The organism is Oerskovia merdavium (assembly GCF_014836755.1).
GTDB lineage: Bacteria > Actinomycetota > Actinomycetes > Actinomycetales > Cellulomonadaceae > Oerskovia > Oerskovia merdavium.
In genome coordinates this window covers 478,093-496,174 of the sequence record NZ_JACSQF010000001.1, presented here as the reverse complement: position 1 = coordinate 496,174, position 18,082 = coordinate 478,093, and the positions used below count along the sequence as shown (strand labels likewise).

Annotated in this window: 17 protein-coding genes and 1 tRNA gene; 10 read left to right on the top strand and 8 right to left on the bottom strand. The window is 71.2% G+C overall.

What is annotated here, in order from left to right:
* Positions 1-260: 260 nt before the first annotated feature.
* From H9641_RS02035 to H9641_RS02015, 5 genes are all read right to left on the bottom strand, one after another.
* On the bottom strand, positions 261-842 hold the full coding sequence (locus tag H9641_RS02035) for an SRPBCC family protein (RefSeq protein WP_191800521.1): 582 nt from the start codon (positions 840-842) through the stop codon (positions 261-263).
* On the bottom strand, positions 839-1,852 hold the full coding sequence (locus H9641_RS02030) for a hypothetical protein (protein ID WP_191800519.1): 1,014 nt from the start codon (positions 1,850-1,852) through the stop codon (positions 839-841). The genes H9641_RS02035 and H9641_RS02030 overlap by 4 nt, the downstream gene beginning before the upstream one ends.
* Positions 1,853-1,916: 64 nt before the next feature.
* Positions 1,917-2,396 (bottom strand): OsmC family protein, encoded by a 480-nt coding sequence (locus tag H9641_RS02025; protein ID WP_082608424.1) that lies wholly within the window; start codon positions 2,394-2,396, stop codon positions 1,917-1,919.
* Positions 2,397-2,490: 94 nt separating this feature from the next.
* The gene (locus H9641_RS02020; RefSeq protein ID WP_191800517.1) at positions 2,491-2,838 is read right to left on the bottom strand and encodes a hypothetical protein; all 348 of its coding nucleotides are present in this window, start codon (positions 2,836-2,838) and stop codon (positions 2,491-2,493) included.
* A gap of 136 nt (positions 2,839-2,974) precedes the next feature.
* Positions 2,975-3,646 carry an Abi family protein gene (locus H9641_RS02015; RefSeq protein WP_191800515.1) on the bottom strand — a complete coding sequence of 224 codons (672 nt, stop codon included), beginning with the start codon at positions 3,644-3,646 and terminating at the stop codon, positions 2,975-2,977.
* 216 nt (positions 3,647-3,862) lie between these two features.
* On the opposite strand from H9641_RS02015, the gene H9641_RS02010 reads away from it, so the two are divergent.
* The 3 genes from H9641_RS02010 (at position 3,863) to H9641_RS02000 (ending at position 6,873) form a co-directional block, all read left to right on the top strand.
* Positions 3,863-4,702 carry a thymidylate synthase gene (locus tag H9641_RS02010; protein WP_191800513.1) on the top strand — a complete coding sequence of 280 codons (840 nt, stop codon included), beginning with the start codon at positions 3,863-3,865 and terminating at the stop codon, positions 4,700-4,702.
* A complete protein-coding gene (locus H9641_RS02005) occupies positions 4,699-5,289 on the top strand; it encodes a dihydrofolate reductase (protein WP_191800511.1) in 591 nt (196 codons plus the stop codon). The genes H9641_RS02010 and H9641_RS02005 overlap by 4 nt, the downstream gene beginning before the upstream one ends.
* 114 nt (positions 5,290-5,403) lie before the next feature.
* Positions 5,404-6,873, top strand: a complete 1,470-nt coding sequence (locus H9641_RS02000; RefSeq protein WP_191800509.1) for an ATP-binding protein — start codon at positions 5,404-5,406, stop codon at positions 6,871-6,873.
* On the opposite strand, the gene H9641_RS01995 is transcribed toward H9641_RS02000, so the two are convergent.
* Positions 6,870-8,243, bottom strand: coding sequence for a sensor histidine kinase (locus H9641_RS01995; protein WP_191800507.1), 1,374 nt, complete (start codon positions 8,241-8,243; stop codon positions 6,870-6,872). The two genes, H9641_RS02000 and H9641_RS01995, sit on opposite strands and share 4 nt — an antisense overlap.
* The gene (locus H9641_RS01990; protein WP_056645481.1) at positions 8,240-8,896 is read right to left on the bottom strand and encodes a response regulator transcription factor; all 657 of its coding nucleotides are present in this window, start codon (positions 8,894-8,896) and stop codon (positions 8,240-8,242) included. The genes H9641_RS01995 and H9641_RS01990 overlap by 4 nt, the downstream gene beginning before the upstream one ends.
* A gap of 144 nt (positions 8,897-9,040) precedes the next feature.
* Between H9641_RS01990 and H9641_RS01985 the strand changes: the two genes are divergently transcribed.
* The 6 genes from H9641_RS01985 (at position 9,041) to H9641_RS01960 (ending at position 15,299) form a co-directional block, all read left to right on the top strand.
* On the top strand, positions 9,041-9,655 hold the full coding sequence (locus H9641_RS01985; protein WP_191800505.1) for a hypothetical protein: 615 nt from the start codon (positions 9,041-9,043) through the stop codon (positions 9,653-9,655).
* On the top strand, positions 9,652-10,809 hold the full coding sequence (locus H9641_RS20560) for a peptidoglycan-binding protein (RefSeq protein ID WP_318244321.1): 1,158 nt from the start codon (positions 9,652-9,654) through the stop codon (positions 10,807-10,809). Before H9641_RS01985 ends, H9641_RS20560 begins: the two co-directional genes overlap by 4 nt.
* On the top strand, positions 10,806-11,654 hold the full coding sequence (locus H9641_RS01975) for an ABC transporter ATP-binding protein (RefSeq protein ID WP_191800503.1): 849 nt from the start codon (positions 10,806-10,808) through the stop codon (positions 11,652-11,654). Before H9641_RS20560 ends, H9641_RS01975 begins: the two co-directional genes overlap by 4 nt.
* Positions 11,648-12,847: an ABC transporter permease gene (locus H9641_RS01970; RefSeq protein ID WP_318244320.1), complete on the top strand. Its 1,200-nt coding sequence runs from the start codon at positions 11,648-11,650 to the stop codon at positions 12,845-12,847. Before H9641_RS01975 ends, H9641_RS01970 begins: the two co-directional genes overlap by 7 nt.
* Positions 12,848-13,013: 166 nt before the next feature.
* Positions 13,014-13,086: transfer RNA gene (locus H9641_RS01965), tRNA-Arg, on the top strand.
* Between the two features lie 125 nt (positions 13,087-13,211).
* Entirely contained in the window at positions 13,212-15,299 is a 2,088-nt protein-coding gene (locus tag H9641_RS01960; protein WP_191800501.1) for a DUF262 domain-containing protein, read from the top strand.
* Positions 15,300-15,334: 35 nt separating this feature from the next.
* Here H9641_RS01960 and H9641_RS01955 read toward each other — a convergent pair whose 3' ends face one another.
* A complete protein-coding gene (locus tag H9641_RS01955; RefSeq protein ID WP_191800499.1) occupies positions 15,335-16,519 on the bottom strand; it encodes an alpha/beta hydrolase in 1,185 nt (394 codons plus the stop codon).
* Positions 16,520-17,358: 839 nt separating this feature from the next.
* Between H9641_RS01955 and H9641_RS01950 the strand changes: the two genes are divergently transcribed.
* Positions 17,359-18,003: a vitamin K epoxide reductase family protein gene (locus H9641_RS01950; protein ID WP_191800497.1), complete on the top strand. Its 645-nt coding sequence runs from the start codon at positions 17,359-17,361 to the stop codon at positions 18,001-18,003.
* The last annotated feature ends 79 nt before the right edge of the window (positions 18,004-18,082 follow it).

Here is an 18,082-nt window from a genome sequence, read left to right as displayed (position 1 = left end):
GACGAGCCGATGACCGACCGGTGACCCACCGGTCACCCGGGCCCCTAGGGTCCGTGCAGGCATGGTGCCGGCGCGGACCCCAGGGGCCGTTCGTCGTGCCCGGGGATGCGCCCGCCGCCGAGCATGCGCTTGGCGTCAGGAATCGGCTGGTTCCGAGCGACGACCGCATGGTCGACGAACGACGACCGCATGCTCGGCAGGGGCCACACACGGATCTCGGCGCCGGCCGATGGGCCGACGGGGCCGACGGGGCGTCGGTGTCAGAGCCCGCGCGCGACGATCCGGTCCAGGCGGCGCAGCGACAGCCGGATCATGAGGTCCAGCACGCGCGCGGCGAGCGGAGCGGTCACGGCCCGAGGCAGAGGGCCCGCGAGGTACACGTCCTCCCACCAGGTCACGGCGCAGCGTGCGACGGGCTCGCGCGGGGTCGCAGCCGGCAGGTGATGGGCCGCGAGGGGCACGACGACGATCCCCGCCTCCCCGAGCAGCACGGGCCCGAGCTTCAGGTACGTCGCGCGACCGGCCTGGCCGCTGGGACCTGGCCGTTCCCACGTCGTGATCCGCATGCGGTCGGGGAAGCCCGGGGCGCCCTGCGGCGCGAAGGGGCCCGAGACCATGGTGAACTCAGCGCCGACCCCCGGCTTCCAGGCCGTCGCCGGGAGCGGGGAACCGTCCCGGCCGTGGAACGTCCCACGACTCAAGGGGACCCAGCGTGGGTGCGTGCGCACGTCCGCGACCAGGGCGAAGGCCCGCTCGGCGCTGAGGGGCAGGACGTGCGTGAGCTCGACCCGGCCGGGGCCGCCCGAGGTACGGCCGGGGCCCTGGTGGCGCTCTGCCGTCACGAAGACTTCTTGGACCGGCGCCAGCGCACCGACCGGATGCCGCGCGGCGCACCGTCGGTGCCGGTCTCGCCACGGCGTGCTGCCGCCCGTTCGGCCGCCTCGTCGACGACTCCCGGCCCGGTGCCGGGTACGGGGGCGTCGACCAGGCTGAGCCGGTCGGCAGGTGCGGGGACGAGCAGAGGGGGAGCGGCGCCGTCGGGCACCTCGATGACCTCCAGGACAGGCCGGAACGCCGGGGGCGGCGGTCCGAAAGCCCGCCGGGACTGGCTGATCACGGTCTTGCCGAGGGCCCGCGCGCCCGCGACGCCCACGACCGCGCCCACACCGAACGGCACGAGCCGCCCGATCGCGAGGCCGCCGTGCTTGACCATCTGCGTGCGCATGAACTTGTTCGTCAGGGCCTTGTTGACCTGCTTGAGCGTGCTCGACGGCATGCTCGTCATGAGCACCTTGCCCCACGCGAGCGCCGACCCGCCCGACGCCTTCTCGACCGCCTGGGATCCCTTGTCCCCGAGGACCGAGGCCATGAGGAGGGCGCGGCGGCGCGCGGCGTCGTCGACCTCGAAGCCGTACACGTCCGCGACCGCGAGCGAGAACGCGGCCGACGACCCGAAGAACGTCGCGACGTCGCTCGCGGTCAGCGCGATGCCCACACCCGTGCCGACGGCCGGGAACGCCGCGGCGGCACCCACCGCGCCGCCCGCGGTCCCGATGACCATGAGGTACTCGCGCTCGAGGATCCCGATGATCTGCGCGGGTGACGAGTGCGGGTTGCGGCGGCGCAGGCCGTCCACGTGCGCGTGGATGACCGACGACGGGATGGTGACGGCCTTGTCCAGGGCCGCGTCGAGCAGCGGCGTGCTGCGCAGGTCGCCCCAGTCCTCGGTGGGCTGGCCCTCGGGCGCGTCCTGGACCGCGGTCAGGTGCCCGTACTGCGGCTCCGGCCGGACGCTGTCCGACGTTCCCCAGACGGCCACCTGGGACTCGGTGTCCTTCTTCTTGCGACCCATCGGACGACTCCCTCCTGTGGCGGCTGCTGCCCCTCGTGCCCCGGACCGCGGTGCCACGTGTCGACTACTCGCCGACCGCACCCACGACCGGGCCGAAGGTGTGCTCCACTGTCGCACCGTTCTTGACGGTACGCCCCACGGTGCACGTGGTCTCGATCGCGCGGTCCGCGACCTTGAGGAGGCGCTCGCGCGCGTCGTCCTCGAGACCCGACAGATCGATCTCGAAGTGCTCCGTGATGGCCGTGTACCGGTCCTCGGCCATGTCCTTGGCGCCGTCGACGCGGATCGTCACCTGGTAGTCGTCACCCAGCCGGCGCGCGAACGGTGCGTCGCTGCTCATGCCCGCGCACGCGGCGAGCGCGATCTTGAGGAGCTCACCCGGCGTGAAGACGGCCCCTTCGCTCGCCGGGCCGATCGACACGCTCGCGCCGCGCGCCGAGAAGCCGGTGTACGTGCGGGTGCCGGTGCGCTCGACCCACAGGGCGTCCGTCGGGGACGGCGACGACGTGGGGATCTCTTCGGCTGCGGCTGCGGTGTTCGTCATGCTGCTGATCTTTCCATCCTCGGGGTACGGCCGTTCCGTGCGACCGGTGCCCGGACCAACGCCGCCGGGGGACCGCGCATTCCCCGCGCGGGCGTCAGGGATGTTCGACGTAGGTGCTGCCGGGGCCTCCGGTGATTCCGAGGAACTCGACGAGCCGTGCCTGGAGGTGCGCGATCGCCCGGGCATCCTCCTCAGGGTGGTGGAGAGCGTTCTCGTCCCGTCCCGGGAGGACTTCCGCGAGCAGGGCGGCGCTCCATGTCAGTGGGCTGCTGCCGTGGGCGGTCTTCTCCCCGAGCCGGGCCCGGAATCCGTCGAGCACCCCGTCGTCGCGTGCCGTCCCGAACCCCTCGACGAAGCTGCAGACCCGTTCGTACGTCTCGCGACCGATGAACATGCCCGGGCGGGTCAGCACGGTGTCGGTCAGGTACTCCCAGGGCTGCATCCGCTGAGGCTAGCGTCACGCCGGTCACGGAGCTCGTTGGTGATCGCCAGATCGGGAGCATCAGGTGAGGACGGCAGCTGAGAACGCCCTGGGCACGACCGCTCGGCGTGACGGGCAAGAGTGTCTCGGCGGTCTCCTAGGTGTTCGGCGGGGGTGTCGATCGGAGCGATTCTGGTCGTCGAGCCAGGACGGTGGACAGAGAGCTGGTGGCATCGATCCACCATGCCAGTCGCGGAGCGATCCGTTCGGCTGTGCCGAGGATGCGGGTGTATTCCGCATTCAGGTCGTAGTGGATCAGCGGCTCGTGGTGAGCGATGCGGTTCCGGAGCTTGCGAATCTCGTCGATCTCCGCATGCAGGGTTTCCCGTCGCGCGTTGCTGAACGCCTGCTTGAGGGCTGGCGCCCAGAGGGTTCTGTTGTACCCGTCTGCGAGCAACGACCACCAGAACCCCAGGCTGAGCTCGGCAACGACTCGTCCAGGAACGATCTCGCGGCCAGCTTTGGTGACTGTGCGCTTCGCAGAAGCGATGTTGCGCCTGGTGCTGTCGGTGAGACCGATCGAGTCCTGGTCGAACCAGGGGGAGTCGGCGGTGCCGAACGTCTTACCAAGCTGGGAGTCGATCGAATTTCGCAAGGCAACCTCGAAGTAGTGGATCGACGTGAACAGCGTCCCGGAGACGTCAAGGTTCCACTGGTAGAGCTCAAGTGCACGCTTCATGTTTCCGTCGCACTCGTCGGTGTACGTAGACAGTCGGGGAACCGACAGGAGGCGCACCATCTCGTCGCGTACGGGTGGGTAGATCGACACGCGGGCTCCGTCGCTCGGTGGTGTGAAGTACCGAGACTAGCGGCATCGCTCGTCTAGGCGATCGTCGGGCCGTGTAGTAGATTCGGTGCACACACAGAGAGCCCCGGGATCAACGGCCTACCCACCACGGTGAGGGAAACCCCCCGGGGCCTTGTGCTGTCCAGGCACAGGACGCGTCGGCTAACCGTTCCGTCGACCTCTTCTAGACTGGCACCCGTGGTCACCGTCAGCGACAGCTCCAGCGCGCCCAGCAACCCACCCGTCCCGACGCCCTACGAGGACCTCCTCCGGCTCGTCCTGGAGACCGGGACGCACAAGTCGGACCGCACGGGGACGGGGACGCGCAGCGTGTTCGGCCACCAGATGCGCTTCGACCTGTCGCAGGGCTTCCCGCTCGTGACGACCAAGCGCGTGCACCTGAAGTCGATCGTCTACGAGCTGCTGTGGTTCCTGCGGGGCGACTCGAACGTGCGCTGGCTCCAGGAGCACGGCGTGAAGATCTGGGACGAGTGGGCCGACGAGGACGGCGAGCTGGGCCCCGTCTACGGCGTCCAGTGGCGCTCGTGGCCCACACCGGACGGGCAGCACGTCGACCAGATCAGCCAGGTCCTCGAGACGCTGCGCACCAACCCGGACTCGCGCCGCATGATCGTCTCGGCGTGGAACGTGGGCGAGCTCGACAAGATGGCCCTGCCGGCCTGCCACATGATGTTCCAGTTCTACGTGGCCGACGGCAAGCTCTCGTGCCAGCTCTACCAGCGCAGCGCGGACCTGTTCCTGGGCGTCCCGTTCAACATCGCCTCGTACGCGCTGCTCACGCACATGGTCGCGGCGCAGTCCGGCCTGGAGGTCGGCGACTTCGTGTGGACGGGCGGCGACTGCCACATCTACGACAACCACGTCGAGCAGGTGCGCGAGCAGCTGAGCCGCGAGGCCTACCCGGCGCCCACCCTGCGCCTGGCCCCGCGCGACTCCTTGTTCGACTACACGTACGAGGACGTCGAGGTCGTGGGCTACCAGCACCACCCGACGATCAAGGCACCGGTGGCGGTGTGAGCCGTCCGACCGTCGGACTGGTCTGGGCCCAGGCGCACGATGCCGCGGGCCGCCCGGTGATCGGCGCGGGTGGTGTCATGCCGTGGCACCTGCCCGAGGACCTCGCGCACTTCCGTCGCGTCACCACGGGTCACCCGGTCGTGATGGGGCGCGTCACGTGGGACTCGCTGCCTCCGCGCTTCCGCCCCCTGCCGGGGCGCGTCAACGTGGTCGTGACGCGCCAGGAGGGCTGGGTGCCCGACGACGCCGCTCACCCGGGCGCCACCGGCACCGGCGTCGTGGTCGCCTCGTCCGTCGAGGAGGGGCTCGCGCTCGCGTCGGCTGCTGCCGAGGAGTCGGGCTCGGGGCAGGTCTGGGTCATGGGGGGCGCGCAGGTGTACGCCGCGGCCCTGCCGCTCGCGGACCGCTGCGTCGTGACCGAGATCGACCTCGAGGTCGACGGCGACGCGTTCGCGCCGGCGCTCGCGGCAGGTCCGGCGGGTGGCTGGGAGCTCGTGGCCGGCGGCCCGGGCGCACCGGACGACGGCTGGCAGACCTCGGCAGCAGGTGTTCGGTTCCGGATGCTCACGTACGCACGGCGGAGCTAGCGCACGGTCGAAGGCGCCTGCGCGTGCGCTCGCGCGCACCCTGGTCGATCCTTGTCCTGCACGGGCGGCGCGACGACGGTCGCCCGACGTGACCTGCGACCACGGAGGCCCCGCATGACGACCGAGACCACGCTCGCCGAGTCCTTCGACGGCCGACGCTTCACCTACCGCGTCCCGCGGGTGTCGAGCATCGGCCCGGGAGACTTCGTGACCATCGGCGTCGCGTTCCCCGAGACCGCGGAGCACCCCGGCGAGGCCCTCGTCATGGGGCAGGTCCTGACGCGGGCGACCAAGGCGGGGGACGCCGTCGGGCACGGGCGGATCCTCGGGGAGCTCCGCCCGGACGGCACGGTCGTCACGTCGGGGGGCGACCCGTTCACCTCGCAGGACCTCGCCCCCGCCGGGGCGGGCGTGCTCGAGGCGCTCCAGGCGCGCGAGCGCGCGACCCTGCGGATCGGCGACCTCCACCACAGCCGGGGCAACGTCGACGCGCTGCTCCAGCCGCACCGGTTCAACCGGCACACGTTCTTGTGCGGGCAGTCGGGCTCGGGCAAGACGTACGCGCTCGGCGTCCTTCTCGAACAGCTCCTCATCGACACCGACCTGCCCATGGTCATCCTCGACCCGAACTCGGACTTCGTGCGGATCGGCGAGCTGCTCGAGTCCGCATCGCCCGGGGACGCCGAACGGCTGCGCGAGCTCGACGTGCGCGTCCTGCGCAACGACGGCGAGCACCACCCCGTCACCGCGCGGCTCACCGCGATGGAGGCCGCGAGCCAGGCGGCGGTGCTCCAGCTCGACCCGTTGACCGACCGCGGCGAGTACAACACGTTCCTGCGGATGCTCGAGAGCGCGACCGGCCCCGAGGTCGGGGCCGCCGCCCCCGCTGCGAGGCCGCCCAGCATCGCGACCGAGGGCATGCTGAACCCGCACTCGATCCCGTCGGCCCTGCGCGCCACGGGCGAGGCCGACGCGCTGCGGCTCGCGCAGCGTGTCGAGAACCTGGGGATCCTCGACTGGGACGTCTGGGCGGGGGTCGGGCAGTCCGTGAGCGAGGTGCTCGACGAGGGCCCGCGCGCGGTCGTGGTCGACCTCGGCAGCCTGCACACGCACGAGGAGCAGCTCGCGGTCTCGCTCGCCCTGCTCGACGACCTGTGGGCCGACCGTGCCACGCGCAAGCCTCGCCTGATCGTGATCGACGAGGCGCACAACGTGGTCTCGGCCGAGCCCGCGACCCAGCTCCAGCGGCTCACGACCGAGCGCGTGATCCAGATCGCCGCCGAGGGACGCAAGTTCGGGCTGTGGCTGCTGCTCTCGACGCAGCGGCCCTCCAAGATCCACCCGAACGTGCTCTCGCAGTGCGACAACGTGATCGTCATGCGCATGAGCTCGCCCGCCGACCTGGTCGAGCTCGAGGCCGTCTTCGGGTTCGCACCGCCCGAGCTGCTCGCCGCGACGCCGTTCTTCCACCAGGGCGAAGCACTCATCGCGGGCGGGTTCGTGCCGGCCCCCGCGATCATCCAGATGGGCGCCCGGCGCACGGTCGAGGGCGGTTCCGACGTGCCGGTGCCGATGCCGGGCTAGACGCCCGCTCCGGCCCCCACGCCCGCGCCCCCGGGTCGGGCCGGCTCGGCGGCCCGCCCCGGCCGCGCGCCCGCAGCACCCGGTAGCCGTGCGACGACCGTCAGCCCGCCGCCCTCGCGCGGCTCTGCGGTGACCTCGCCGTCGTGCGCGGCCGCGACCGAGCGGACGATCGACAGGCCCAGCCCCACACCGCCGCGCACGTACCCGCCCTGCCGGTCGGCCACGGCCCCGTCGCGCCCGAGCCGCCGGAACGGCTCGAACAGCGCCTCGACCTCGTACGACGGGACGACCGGGCCCGTGTTGGACACCGCGACCTCGACGGTCCCGCCCGGACCGGGGCGCGTCGCGACAGCGACCCGGCCGCCGGGCTCGTTGTAGCGCACGGCGTTGTCGACGAGGTTCTGGACGAGGCGCTCGAGCAGCACGGCGTCGCCGAGCAGGGGCGTCGGTGCCGTGTCGAGGCGCAGGTCGACGCCGGCGTCGCGCGCCGAGACCCCGGCGGTCGCGACGGCCTGCGCGGCGACCTCGGCAAGGTCCACGGTCTCGGTGACGATCGGCGCGCGGTCCGCGGCGGCGAGCGTGAGGAGCCCTTCGATCAGACGTTCCTGGCGCGCGTTGACCGCGAGCAGCGTCGCACCCAGGTGACGCGTGTCCTGGTGCGTCTCGGGGTCGTCGAGCGCGACCTCGAGGACGGTACGGCTGATGGTCAGCGGGGTGCGCAGCTCGTGCGAGGCGTTGGCGACGAAGCGCCGCTGCCCGTCGAACGACCGGTCGAGGCGTTCGAGCATCGCGTCGAACGTGTCGGCGAGGTCCTTGAGCTCGTCGTCGGGCCCGGAGTGCGCGATGCGCTCGTGGAGGTTGGTGTCCGCGACGCGCCGGGCCGTGGCCGTGATCCGGTGCAGCGGCGCGAGCACGCGCGAGGACATGACCCAGCCGAAGCCCACCGCGAGGACTCCGATCCCGAGCAGCGCCACGACGGACCACGTGAGGACCGTGCGCAGCGTCTGGTCGCGGGCTTCCTGGTTGTTGAGCTGGACGACGTCGCGCAGGTCGGTGAAGGACCCGGTGCTGGAGGTGACCGTCGCGGCGGGCGTCAGGTCCTCGACCGGGCTGTACGGGTAGGCCTCGCCCGTGATCAGCGCGGCCGTCGAGGCCGGGTCCAGGGTCGCGTACAGGCTGGGGTCGGTCGCCTGGACGGCGCCGACCGCGATGCCCACCGAGTCGAGCGGCTGCCGGTCGATCGCCGCGGCGAGGAGGGCGTACAGGACGGCGATCAGGACGGCCCCGGCGACGGCGAACGCCGCGGCGTAGACGGCCGTGAGGCGAGCGCGCAGCGTGGGGCGCAGCACTGGGCGCGGGAGCGGCCTCATGCGACCCGGTACCCGACACCCGTGACGGTCTCGACGAGCGAGGCGTCCTCGAGCTTGCGGCGCAGCTGCTTGATGGTGAAGCGCACGACGCCCGTGAACGGGTCGATGTTCTCGTCCCAGACCTTCTCGAGCAGGTGCTCGGCCGACACGGGCCGCCCGTCGGCGCGCAGCAGCTCCTCGAGCACGCCGAACTCCTTGCGCGACAGGTGCACGAACCTCCCCTCGCGGTAGACCTCGTGCCGGCTCGTGTCGAGGCGCAGGCCCGAGCGTTCGAGCACGGGCGGGGCAGCGGGGCGCGCCCGCCGGCCGAGGGCCCGGACGCGGGCACTGAGCTCGGCGAACGCGAAGGGCTTGACGAGGTAGTCGTCGGCGCCCAGGTCGAGCCCGTTCACGCGGTCCAGCACGCCGCCCGATGCCGTGAGCATGAGGACCCGCGCGTCGCCGCCCGAGGCCACGAGCGCCCGGCACACGTCGTCGCCGTGGACGCCGGGCAGGTCCCGGTCGAGCACGACGACGTCGTACGCGTTCACGTCGATCCGCGCCAGGGCCTCGTGCCCGTCGAGCGCGACGTCGACCGCCATCGCGAGCCGTCGCAGTCCCGTCGCGACGGCCTCCGCGATCAGCTCCTCGTCCTCCACCACCAGTACTCGCACCTGAGGAGCATGCCGGTGGGCACTGTGAGATCTCTGTGAGGTCGCGGCTCACGGCAGCCTCACGGGCCGCCCGCTGAACTGTTCGAGCACCCCGTCTCCGAGGCCCGTGCGGCCCGGGGACCGACCACGACGTGAGGACGCACCATGACCATCCACCAGACCCCGGCCCCGACCACGGGGCGCAGCAGAGTCCGCTCGCGTCGCAGCGCGGCGTCGGTCGCGTTCGTCGTCGCGCTCCTGTCGGTCACGCTCTCGGCGTGCGCGCCCGACGACGCCCCGGGCGTCGCGAGCGCGGGTGGCGGCAAGGGCGAGACCAGCCAGGCGAAGGACGGGAAGTCGTACGAGGACATGACCGACGCCGAGCGCGACGACCTGTCCCGCAAGTTCGCGGGCTGCATGCGGGACAACGGTGTGGACATGCCCGACCCGGACTCCGAGGGCGGTGTCGCGATCACCTCGGAGGCCGGCGGCGACATGGAGGAGATGGACAAGGCCTTCGAAGCCTGCAAGGACTTCTTGCCCAACGGCGGTGAGCCGGTGAAGCCGAGCGCCGAGGACCTCGAGTCGCAGCGCGAGTTCGCGAAGTGCATGCGCGAGAACGGGGTGGACATGCCCGACCCGGACCCGAACGGGGGCATGACCGAGGCGCTCCAGGTGCCCGAGGACCTCGACGCGTTCGACGCGGCGCTCGAGGCGTGCAACGGCGAGGGCGGCGCGAGCCTCTCGGTCGGCGGCGCGGTCACGGAGAGCGGCGAGTGAGCCGTCGGAAGCACGTCGCCCCGGACGGCGACCCCCTGGACGCCGGGAAGACGGCGACGGGCGAGGCCGCCCCGCGACGGAGGCGTCGCCGCGGGGCGATTGTCGGCGGGGTTGCCGGCGCCGTCGTGATCGGCGCCGGGGCCGTCCTGGTCCTGGGCGGGTTCGGCCGGGGTGGCGAACCCGTTCCGGAGGCGTCCGGACCGGGATCGACCGCGACCGTGACCCGGCAGACGCTCGTCGAGCGGAGCACGGTCAAGGGCGCGCTGGGGTACGGCGAGGCCGTCGTCCAGGGACACCAGGGCGCGGGCGGCGACGGCGGGGGAGGAGGCGGGACCGTGACCTGGTTGCCCGGGGTGGGCGACGTCGTCGACCGCGGGGGTGTCCTCTTCAAGGTCGACGAGCACCCCACGGTCCTGCTGCTCGGCGGCCTGCCGATGTATCGCGACCTGGGCGTCGGTGCCGAGGGTGACGACGTGCGCCAGCTCGAGGAGAACCTCGCGGCGCTCGGGTACACGGGCTTCACCGTGGACACCAAGTTCACGGCAGCGACCGCCAAGGCCGTCGAGAAGTGGCAGAAGGGCCGCGGGCTCGACAAGACCGGGGGAGTCGGCCCGGCCGACGTGCTCGTGGTGACCGGCCCGGTGCGGGTCGACGCGCTCAAGGTGCGCGTCGGGGCGCCGGCCGCGGCGGAGATCCTCACGACGACGGGGGTCGAGCGGGCGATCTCGGTTGACCTCGACCTCGCCGACCGTGGGCTGGCCGTCGAGGGCGGCGCCGTGAGCGTCGCGCTCCCCGGAGGGGGGACGGCCGACGGCGTGGTCTCCGCCGTCGGGAGCCCCAAGATCGTCAAGGACGAGAGCGGGATGCCCGGGGCGTCCGACACCACGGTGATCCCCGTGACCGTGACGCTCGCGGACGGGACCGAGGCCGACGCCGGCTCGGTCAAGGTCACGTTCGTCAAGGCCGAACGGCCCGACGTGCTCACCGTGCCCGTCGCTGCGCTCCTCGCGCTGGCCGAGGGGGGGTACGGCGTCGAGGTCGTCGAGGGCGGCTCGACCCGTATCGTCGCCGTGACCACCGGGCTCTTCGCCGACGGGAACGTCGAGGTCACGGGCGACCTGGCCGAGGGCGACGTCGTCGGGATGCCGTCGTGAGCGCCGCGACCGTCGCGCTCGCGCCGTCCGCGACCGTCCCCGGGGCGGGCGCCTCGGGAGGCGGCGTACCCGTCGTCACGCTGCACCAGGTGTCGCGCGTCTTCCCCGGTGGGGTCGCCGCGCTGCGTGACGTCCACCTCGACGTCGACCGGGGCGAGCTGCTCGCGATCGTCGGGCCCTCGGGCTCGGGCAAGTCGACCATGCTCAACGTGATCGGCACCCTCGACCGGCCCACCTCGGGGCACGTCATGATCGACGGCTTCCTCGTCGAGGACCTCGACGACCGCGAGGTGTCCGCGCTGCGCGCGAGCCGCATCGGGTTCGTGTTCCAGCACTTCCACCTGGCCGTCGGCGTCTCGGCGCTCGACAACGTGGCCGACGGGCTCCTGTACCGGGGGGTCGGGCGGCGCGAGCGACGTCGTCGGGCGGCGGAAGCGCTCGAGCGGGTGGGGCTGGGTCACCGGCTGACCCACCGGCCGCACGAGCTGTCGGGCGGGGAGAAGCAGCGCGTCGCGATCGCCCGTGCGGTCGTCGGGGACCCGCCGCTCCTGCTCGCCGACGAACCGACCGGAGCGCTCGACACGACCGCCGGGGCCGGGGTCATGGACGTGCTGCGCGCGCTCAACGCCGCCGGGACGACCGTCGTCATCATCACGCACGACCGCGAGCTCGCGGCCTCGCTGCCCCGGCAGGTCGCGATGCGGGACGGTGAGATCGTCGCGGACGTCTCGGGACCGGTGGACGCGGGCAGGGGGACCGTCTTCGACGCGACGGTGGAGGCGGTTCCGGACGGCGTGGCCGGCGGCCACCCGACCGGCGCGTCGACCGAGGGGGAGCCGTGCTGACCGTGCTGCGCCCCGCCCGGCTCGGGCCGCCGGACGTCCTGCGTGTCGGCGCGACCGGGCTCCGGACCCGCCCGCTGCGGGCCGTGCTGTCGGCGCTGGGCATCGCGATCGGCATCGCGGCCATGGTCGCGGTCGTCGGGATCTCGAGCTCGTCGCGCGCCGAGCTCGACCGGACGCTCTCGGCGCTCGGGACCAACCTGCTGCGGGTCGCACCAGGCACCGACCTGTTCGGGGAGGCGGCCAGCCTGCCGCCCGAGTCGGTCGACATGGTGCGCCGGATCGCGCCCGTCGAGACCGCGACGTCGGTCGCGCTGCTCAAGGCCAAGGCATACCGGACGGACCTGATCCCGGCCGGCGAGTCGGGAGGGATCGGTGTGTACGCGACCGACCTCGACCTGCTCGAGTCGATCGGGGGGAGCGTGGGCCAGGGGGAGTGGCTCTCGGAGGCGACCGCGCAGTACCCGGCCGTCGTCCTGGGGCACGCGACCGCCGAGCGGCTCGGGATCTCCGCACCGGACCCGGCGATCGAGGTCTGGATCGGCGGCCAGTGGTTCACGGTCGTCGGGATCCTCGACCCCGTGCCGCTGGCACCCGAGATAGACCTCGGGGCGCTCGTCGGCCGGGAGGCCGCGGCGCAGTACCTCGACTGGGACGAGCTGCCGACGACGATCTACACGCGTACGCGTGAGGACGCGGTCGAGCAGGTCCGCAGCGTGCTCGGGCCCACGGCCAACCCGCAGGCGCCCAACGAGGTCGACGTCTCGCGCCCCTCCGACGCGCTCGCGGCCCAGCAGGCCACGGACGAGGCGTTCACGGGCCTGCTCGTCGGGCTCGGTGCGGTCGCGCTGCTCGTGGGCGGGATCGGGGTCGCCAACACCATGGTGATCTCGGTGCTCGAACGACGGGCGGAGATCGGCCTGCGTCGCTCCCTCGGGGCGACGCGTGGACAGATCCGCGGGCAGTTCCTCGTCGAGTCCCTGGTGCTCTCCCTCATGGGCGGGGCAGCGGGGGTCCTGATCGGCGTCGGCATCACGGCCGGGTACGCCACGTCGCAGGGCTGGCCGGTCGCCGTGCCGCCCCTCGTCGCGGCGGGCGGGCTCGTCGCGACGCTCGCGATCGGGGCCATCGCCGGCCTCTACCCCGCGGTGCGGGCAGCGCGCATGGCGCCGACCGAGGCGCTCGCGGCCGTGTGACCGCGCAGGTGGGGTGCCGGGCCTCGGGTCCGGCACCCCACCGCGGGTGGGACGGGATGCCGGGGGATGTCCCTGGCTCGGGGTGGGCGCGGTTGGGACAGTCCGGGGCCGGGACGCTAGGCTGTCGGGCGTCCCACCGGGCCCGATCCTCCGTGTTCGCGCCCACGCGCCTGTAGCTCAGGGGATAGAGCACCGCTCTCCTAAAGCGGGTGTCGCCAGTTCGAATCTGGCCAGGCGCACCGAGCTCCCCAATGCGGATTGACACTCTCGTCGACGAGAGTGGACTTGCCACACGTTGCGACGCGCTTCCGCACTACGGCTGGCCGACGAACACACTGCCGCGATTCGACGGAGGTTGTTGCACATGGAAGCCCACCCGAGGGAGCTCAAAGCGGTCTTCCGTGGCGATGTCCGATTGACTGTCCCGCTCTTTCAGCGTTCGTATGTGTGGAGTGTCGCCGATCAGTGGCTCCCGCTCTGGCAGGACGTTCAGACAACCGAGCGGAGGTTCGCCCGTGGGGACTACTCGCCGCACTTCCTCGGTGCGGTGGTCCTTCAGCACAAGCCCGGCGGGCTGGGCAGCCTCGAAGTGCGCGAGATCATCGACGGACAGCAGCGGCTGACGACGCTTCAACTTTTTGTCGCGGCAGTGCGCGACGTCGCAGCATCGTCGGGTAATGACCCGAGGCTGACCCGGCGACTCTCCAAGCTCGTCGAGAACGACCCGGATCTTGTGCGGGACGAAGACGAGCAGTTTCGGCTCTGGCCGACGAACCGAGACCGCGACTCCTATGCGGCGGCGCTCCGCGGAGAGCACAAGGAGACGGCCTACAGCGCGAGCCTCCCGCGCACCGTCCAGGCCTATGCATGGTTCCGTGAGCATGTCTACGCCTGGTCGACATCGGAACCGGGGCACGTCGATGCGGCCCTCGCCCGGCTCGCCGACGTCATTACCGATGGTTTGCAGGTCGTCGTCATCGATCTGACGTCGACCGACGATGCTCAGGTCATCTTCGAGACTCTGAACGCGCGCGGCACTCCACTCCTGGCTGCTGACCTCATCAAGAATCTGCTGTTCCGGACGCTTGAGGCTGGGCAACGGCCCGTCGAATCGCTTTACCAGAAGCTGTGGAGTCCCTTGGAAGATCGCCACTGGGAAGGCGAGTTGCGCCAAGGGCGCCTCGTACGGCCGCAGCTCGACGTCTTCATGAATTACTTCCTGATCACCTTCTTGCAGCAGGAAGTGCTGTCGCACGACCTCTTCTCATCGGTCCGCAAGGATGTGCGAGCCGACGCAGAACGGGCTGAGCAGATGCTTGAGTCGATCAACAGGTACTCCGAGGTCTACCTTGAAGTCGAGGCGTGCACTGCTGGTACTGCGCACGAACAGACGGCGCTACGGCGCCTGCGGATCGCTGATTCGCAGACCGTTACCCCGCTCCTTCTGTGGCTGTTCGAGAACGTCACCGGACGCGAACGCGAACAGGCTATCGCCGCTCTTGAGTCGTTCGTGGTTCGCCGCGCGATCTGCGGATGGTCCACGGCGAACTACAACCGGATCTTTCTTGAGATTTTGCGCCGACTAGGGGCAGGTGAAGGCCCTGTGGACGAAGTGGTGCGACAGCACCTCGCGGGACTGACTTCTGGCTCGGGGCTTTGGCCCACAGACAAGAACGTCGTTGACGAGCTGGCGGGGCGGCAGGTCTACCTTCGCCTTCGGCGTGATCAACTTCGACTTCTGCTCGAGGCGATCGAGAGCCACGTGTCGTCGACTAGAACCGAGCCGATGGCCGTTCGGAAGCTGTCGATCGAGCACCTCATGCCGCAGGCCTGGGAGAAGCACTGGGAGCTCCCCGAGGGGTTGAGCGAAGATGATGCCCAACGGCTGATGGAGGAACGGGATCGCTTGCTCCACACGTTGGGCAACCTCACGCTCGTCACTGGCGTCCTCAACAGCACGATGTCGAATGCGGAGTGGTCTTCCAAACGTGAGCATCTGCTCGAGTTTTCCGCGCTGACGATGAATCGGCGCCTGCCCCTTCGCTGGGACATCGACGAGATCGTCGAACGTACTACCACGTACGCACTCCTCGTTTGCGATATCTGGCCTCGCACTGATCGTCTCGACTCAACTGACGACATTCAGGTTGCTGTAGAGAGGGCAACCGCTGATGAGCTTTCCGTCGCGGGCATCTCGGCCGAACGGCGCGACGACCGAACCAGTTCCCGGGGAGACATCGCCGCTCACATCGAGTTCGTCTTTGGCGATGTCACACCTGGTACCTTTCTGACGATCTCCGAGATAAGCAAGATCTCAACTCCGGCCTATCCGGTGAAGTCGCCGTCGCCCGGAGCGCTGTCGGCGCGACTCTTCCCGCAAGGCCGAGAGACGACCGTCGCAGGGGTGCGGCCTGACATGCAGCGAGGAGTCAGAGGGGCCACAAAGCTCTAGACGTCCGGCAAGGAGACCTAGAGGGCTCCTCCGGCCTACCTCTCGTCCCGCCGCTCGACCGACGCCCTCGTCGCTTCCGGCGCCGGGCCCCGCGCCACCACCCGCCCGGCGAACTCCTCGACCGCGGCGACGACCGCGTCGAACCTGATCGAGTGGAACAGGTCGAACCCGTGCCGCGCCCCGGGCAGCTCGGCGTACACGACCGGCGACGACGAGACCTCCCGCAGGTGCCGCACGAACCGGCGCGCTCCCTCGACCGGCACCAGGGTGTCCTGGTCGCCGTGCACGACGAGGAACGGGGGAGCGTCGGGCCGCACGTAGTCGTCCGGCGACGAGTCGACGGCCAGGTCGCGGCCGCTGCCGTAGTACTCGCCGAAGTAGCCGTAGAGGCAGACCGCCCCGACCACGGACGTGTCGGCGCCCTCGAATCCGGGCTGGAACCGCGCGTCTCCCGGGGTGAGTGCCGCGAGCGCCGCGAGGTGTGCGCCGGCCGAGCTGCCCGCGACGACGACGCGAGCGGTGTCGGCCCCGTGCTCGGCGCCGTGCTCCCGGACCCAGGCCAGCACCTGCTTGGCGTCGACCAGGTGGCCGGGGAAGTTCGTCGTCGGGCGCAGTCCGTAGTTCGCGCTCACGCACACCCAGCCGTGGCTCGCGAGGCGCGAGAGCATCGCGCGGGCCTCGAGCTCCTTGCGCCCGCTCACGTACCCGCCGCCGTGGAAGTACACGAGGGTCGGCCCGTCGGGCGGGCGGGACCGGGGGCCGTACACGTCGAGCCGGTGCTGCGCGCCGTCGCCGTACGGCAGGTCGCGCACGCGCACGACGTCGCGTCGCCGCACCGCGAACGGGGCCAGCAGGATCCGGCGCCAGGGCAGCCCGCGCGTCGTGACGGATCCCGGCGCGGTCGCGAGGCCCGCGACGAGCGTGCGGTCGAGCGCGGGCACAGCGCGCAGGCCACGTCGCGCGACCACGACGAGTCCGGCCGCGGTCAGGACGGCCAGCGCGAGCCCGACCCGGCCGGCGGGCGTCGCGCCGTCGCCGTCGACGACCGCGATCACCGACAGGGCCGTCAGCGCGGCCAGCATCACGAAGGGTTGCTCGTTGACCAGGACGCTCAACCGGAAGCTCAGGCGTCCGAGCCCGGCCGGGTGCCGGGCGGGCACGAGCGAGGTCGTCGTGCAGCACGCGAGCAGCAGCACCGGGACGAGGTACCCGATCGCCATGGCTCGCTCCTTCGCCGCCCGCCCGTGGACGCGTCGTCGTCCGCGTCTTCCGGTCTACACCGGTGGGCTTGGCTGCGCGCGGCGTGCGGGGGACGGTGCGCGTCGCCGGGGCGCCGAAAACCCGCAGGCTGCGCGGAAGGAATGCCGAGGCGTGGCAGGGTGGTCGCGCATGCGCCGGGCAGTCCGGAGGGACCTTCGAGAATGGTGCAGCCGAGCACGGTGCGCGGTGATCGACGGATAGATGGTTGAACGGTGAACCACATTCCTCGGTCGGCTCTCCTGGCGGAGCCGACGCCGTGCGAGTGATCGTGCTTCCCCTGGCTCGCACGTGTCGCTGTTCCACCGGTATTCCGGTCGAAGGGGGCCGGCGCCTCGGGGCGCATCCCGTGGTCGGGCGCCCTCCGTCTCTATCACCGTCCCGGCCCAGGTCCCTCTGGCCTCGGCAGACGCGCCCGCGCAGGACGTGGGTCCACGCGTTCGGACGTCCGTCGAGGAGTGGGCCGCGTCGACGGATTCCCGACGGCGGAGATCCGGCACGTATTCTCGGCGGTCCGTCTCCTCACCATTGTCACGGGAGTGGCGAGCCGTCCGCCCATGACCGTACGACGCGTCGTCTCGAGGAATTCATGAAAGACCGTCGGATCCTCTTCTCGGTACCGTTCGACGGGATTGTCGTCGCGCGCCGCAGGTTATTGTGCTGAGTATTCGAGGGAGGGACGTCCATCTGCTGATCGCACCCTGTCCGCGAGACGCCGCACCCGCACGTGCAGCGGCCGCCGCGCACCTAGGCTGGAGGCGCCTCGGGGATGGCCGGGGCCACTGCCTGAAGGGCCGCACGCATGAGCGACGTTCTGCACGACGACCAGACCCTCGACCCGCTGACCGTGAAGGGCTTCCGGCACAGCCGCCGGTGGGTGTTCGGCACCATGCTGTTCTCGGCGCTGGTCAGCCTGACCGCGTCGTTCGTCCTGTCCTACGACGCGGTGCTCCTTGCAGCGAACCCGACGGCCGAGCTCTCGTGCAACGTCAACGAGGTCCTGTCCTGCGGCGCTGTGGGGGTCGCGTGGCAGTCGTCGTTGTTCGGCTTCCCCAACGCGTTCCTCGGACTGATCGCCGAACCCGTGGTCATCACGATCGCGGTCGCGAGCCTCGGCGGGGTGCGGTTCCCGCGCTGGTTCATGTTCTCGGCACAGGTCGTCTACACGCTGGGCCTGATCTTCGCGTACTGGCTCTTCTACCAGTCCATGTTCGTGATCGGCGCGCTGTGCCCCTGGTGCCTGCTGGTCACGCTCTCGACGACGCTCGTCTTCATGACGCTGCTGCACTGGAACATCCTGGAGAACAACCTCTACCTCCCGGCCCGGGCCCAGGAACGCGCCATGTCGTTCGTGCGCTCGGACGCGGACGTCTTCCTCACGGCGGCCTGGATCGTCCTGATGATCGCCGGGGTCCTGCTCAAGCACGGGTCCAAGCTCTTCGGCTGAGTCCCGCGCAGGGCGGGGAGCGACCTCCTGCCCGACGGCGCCCCCCACCCTCGCGGCCACGCCCCACCCGGGGCGTGGC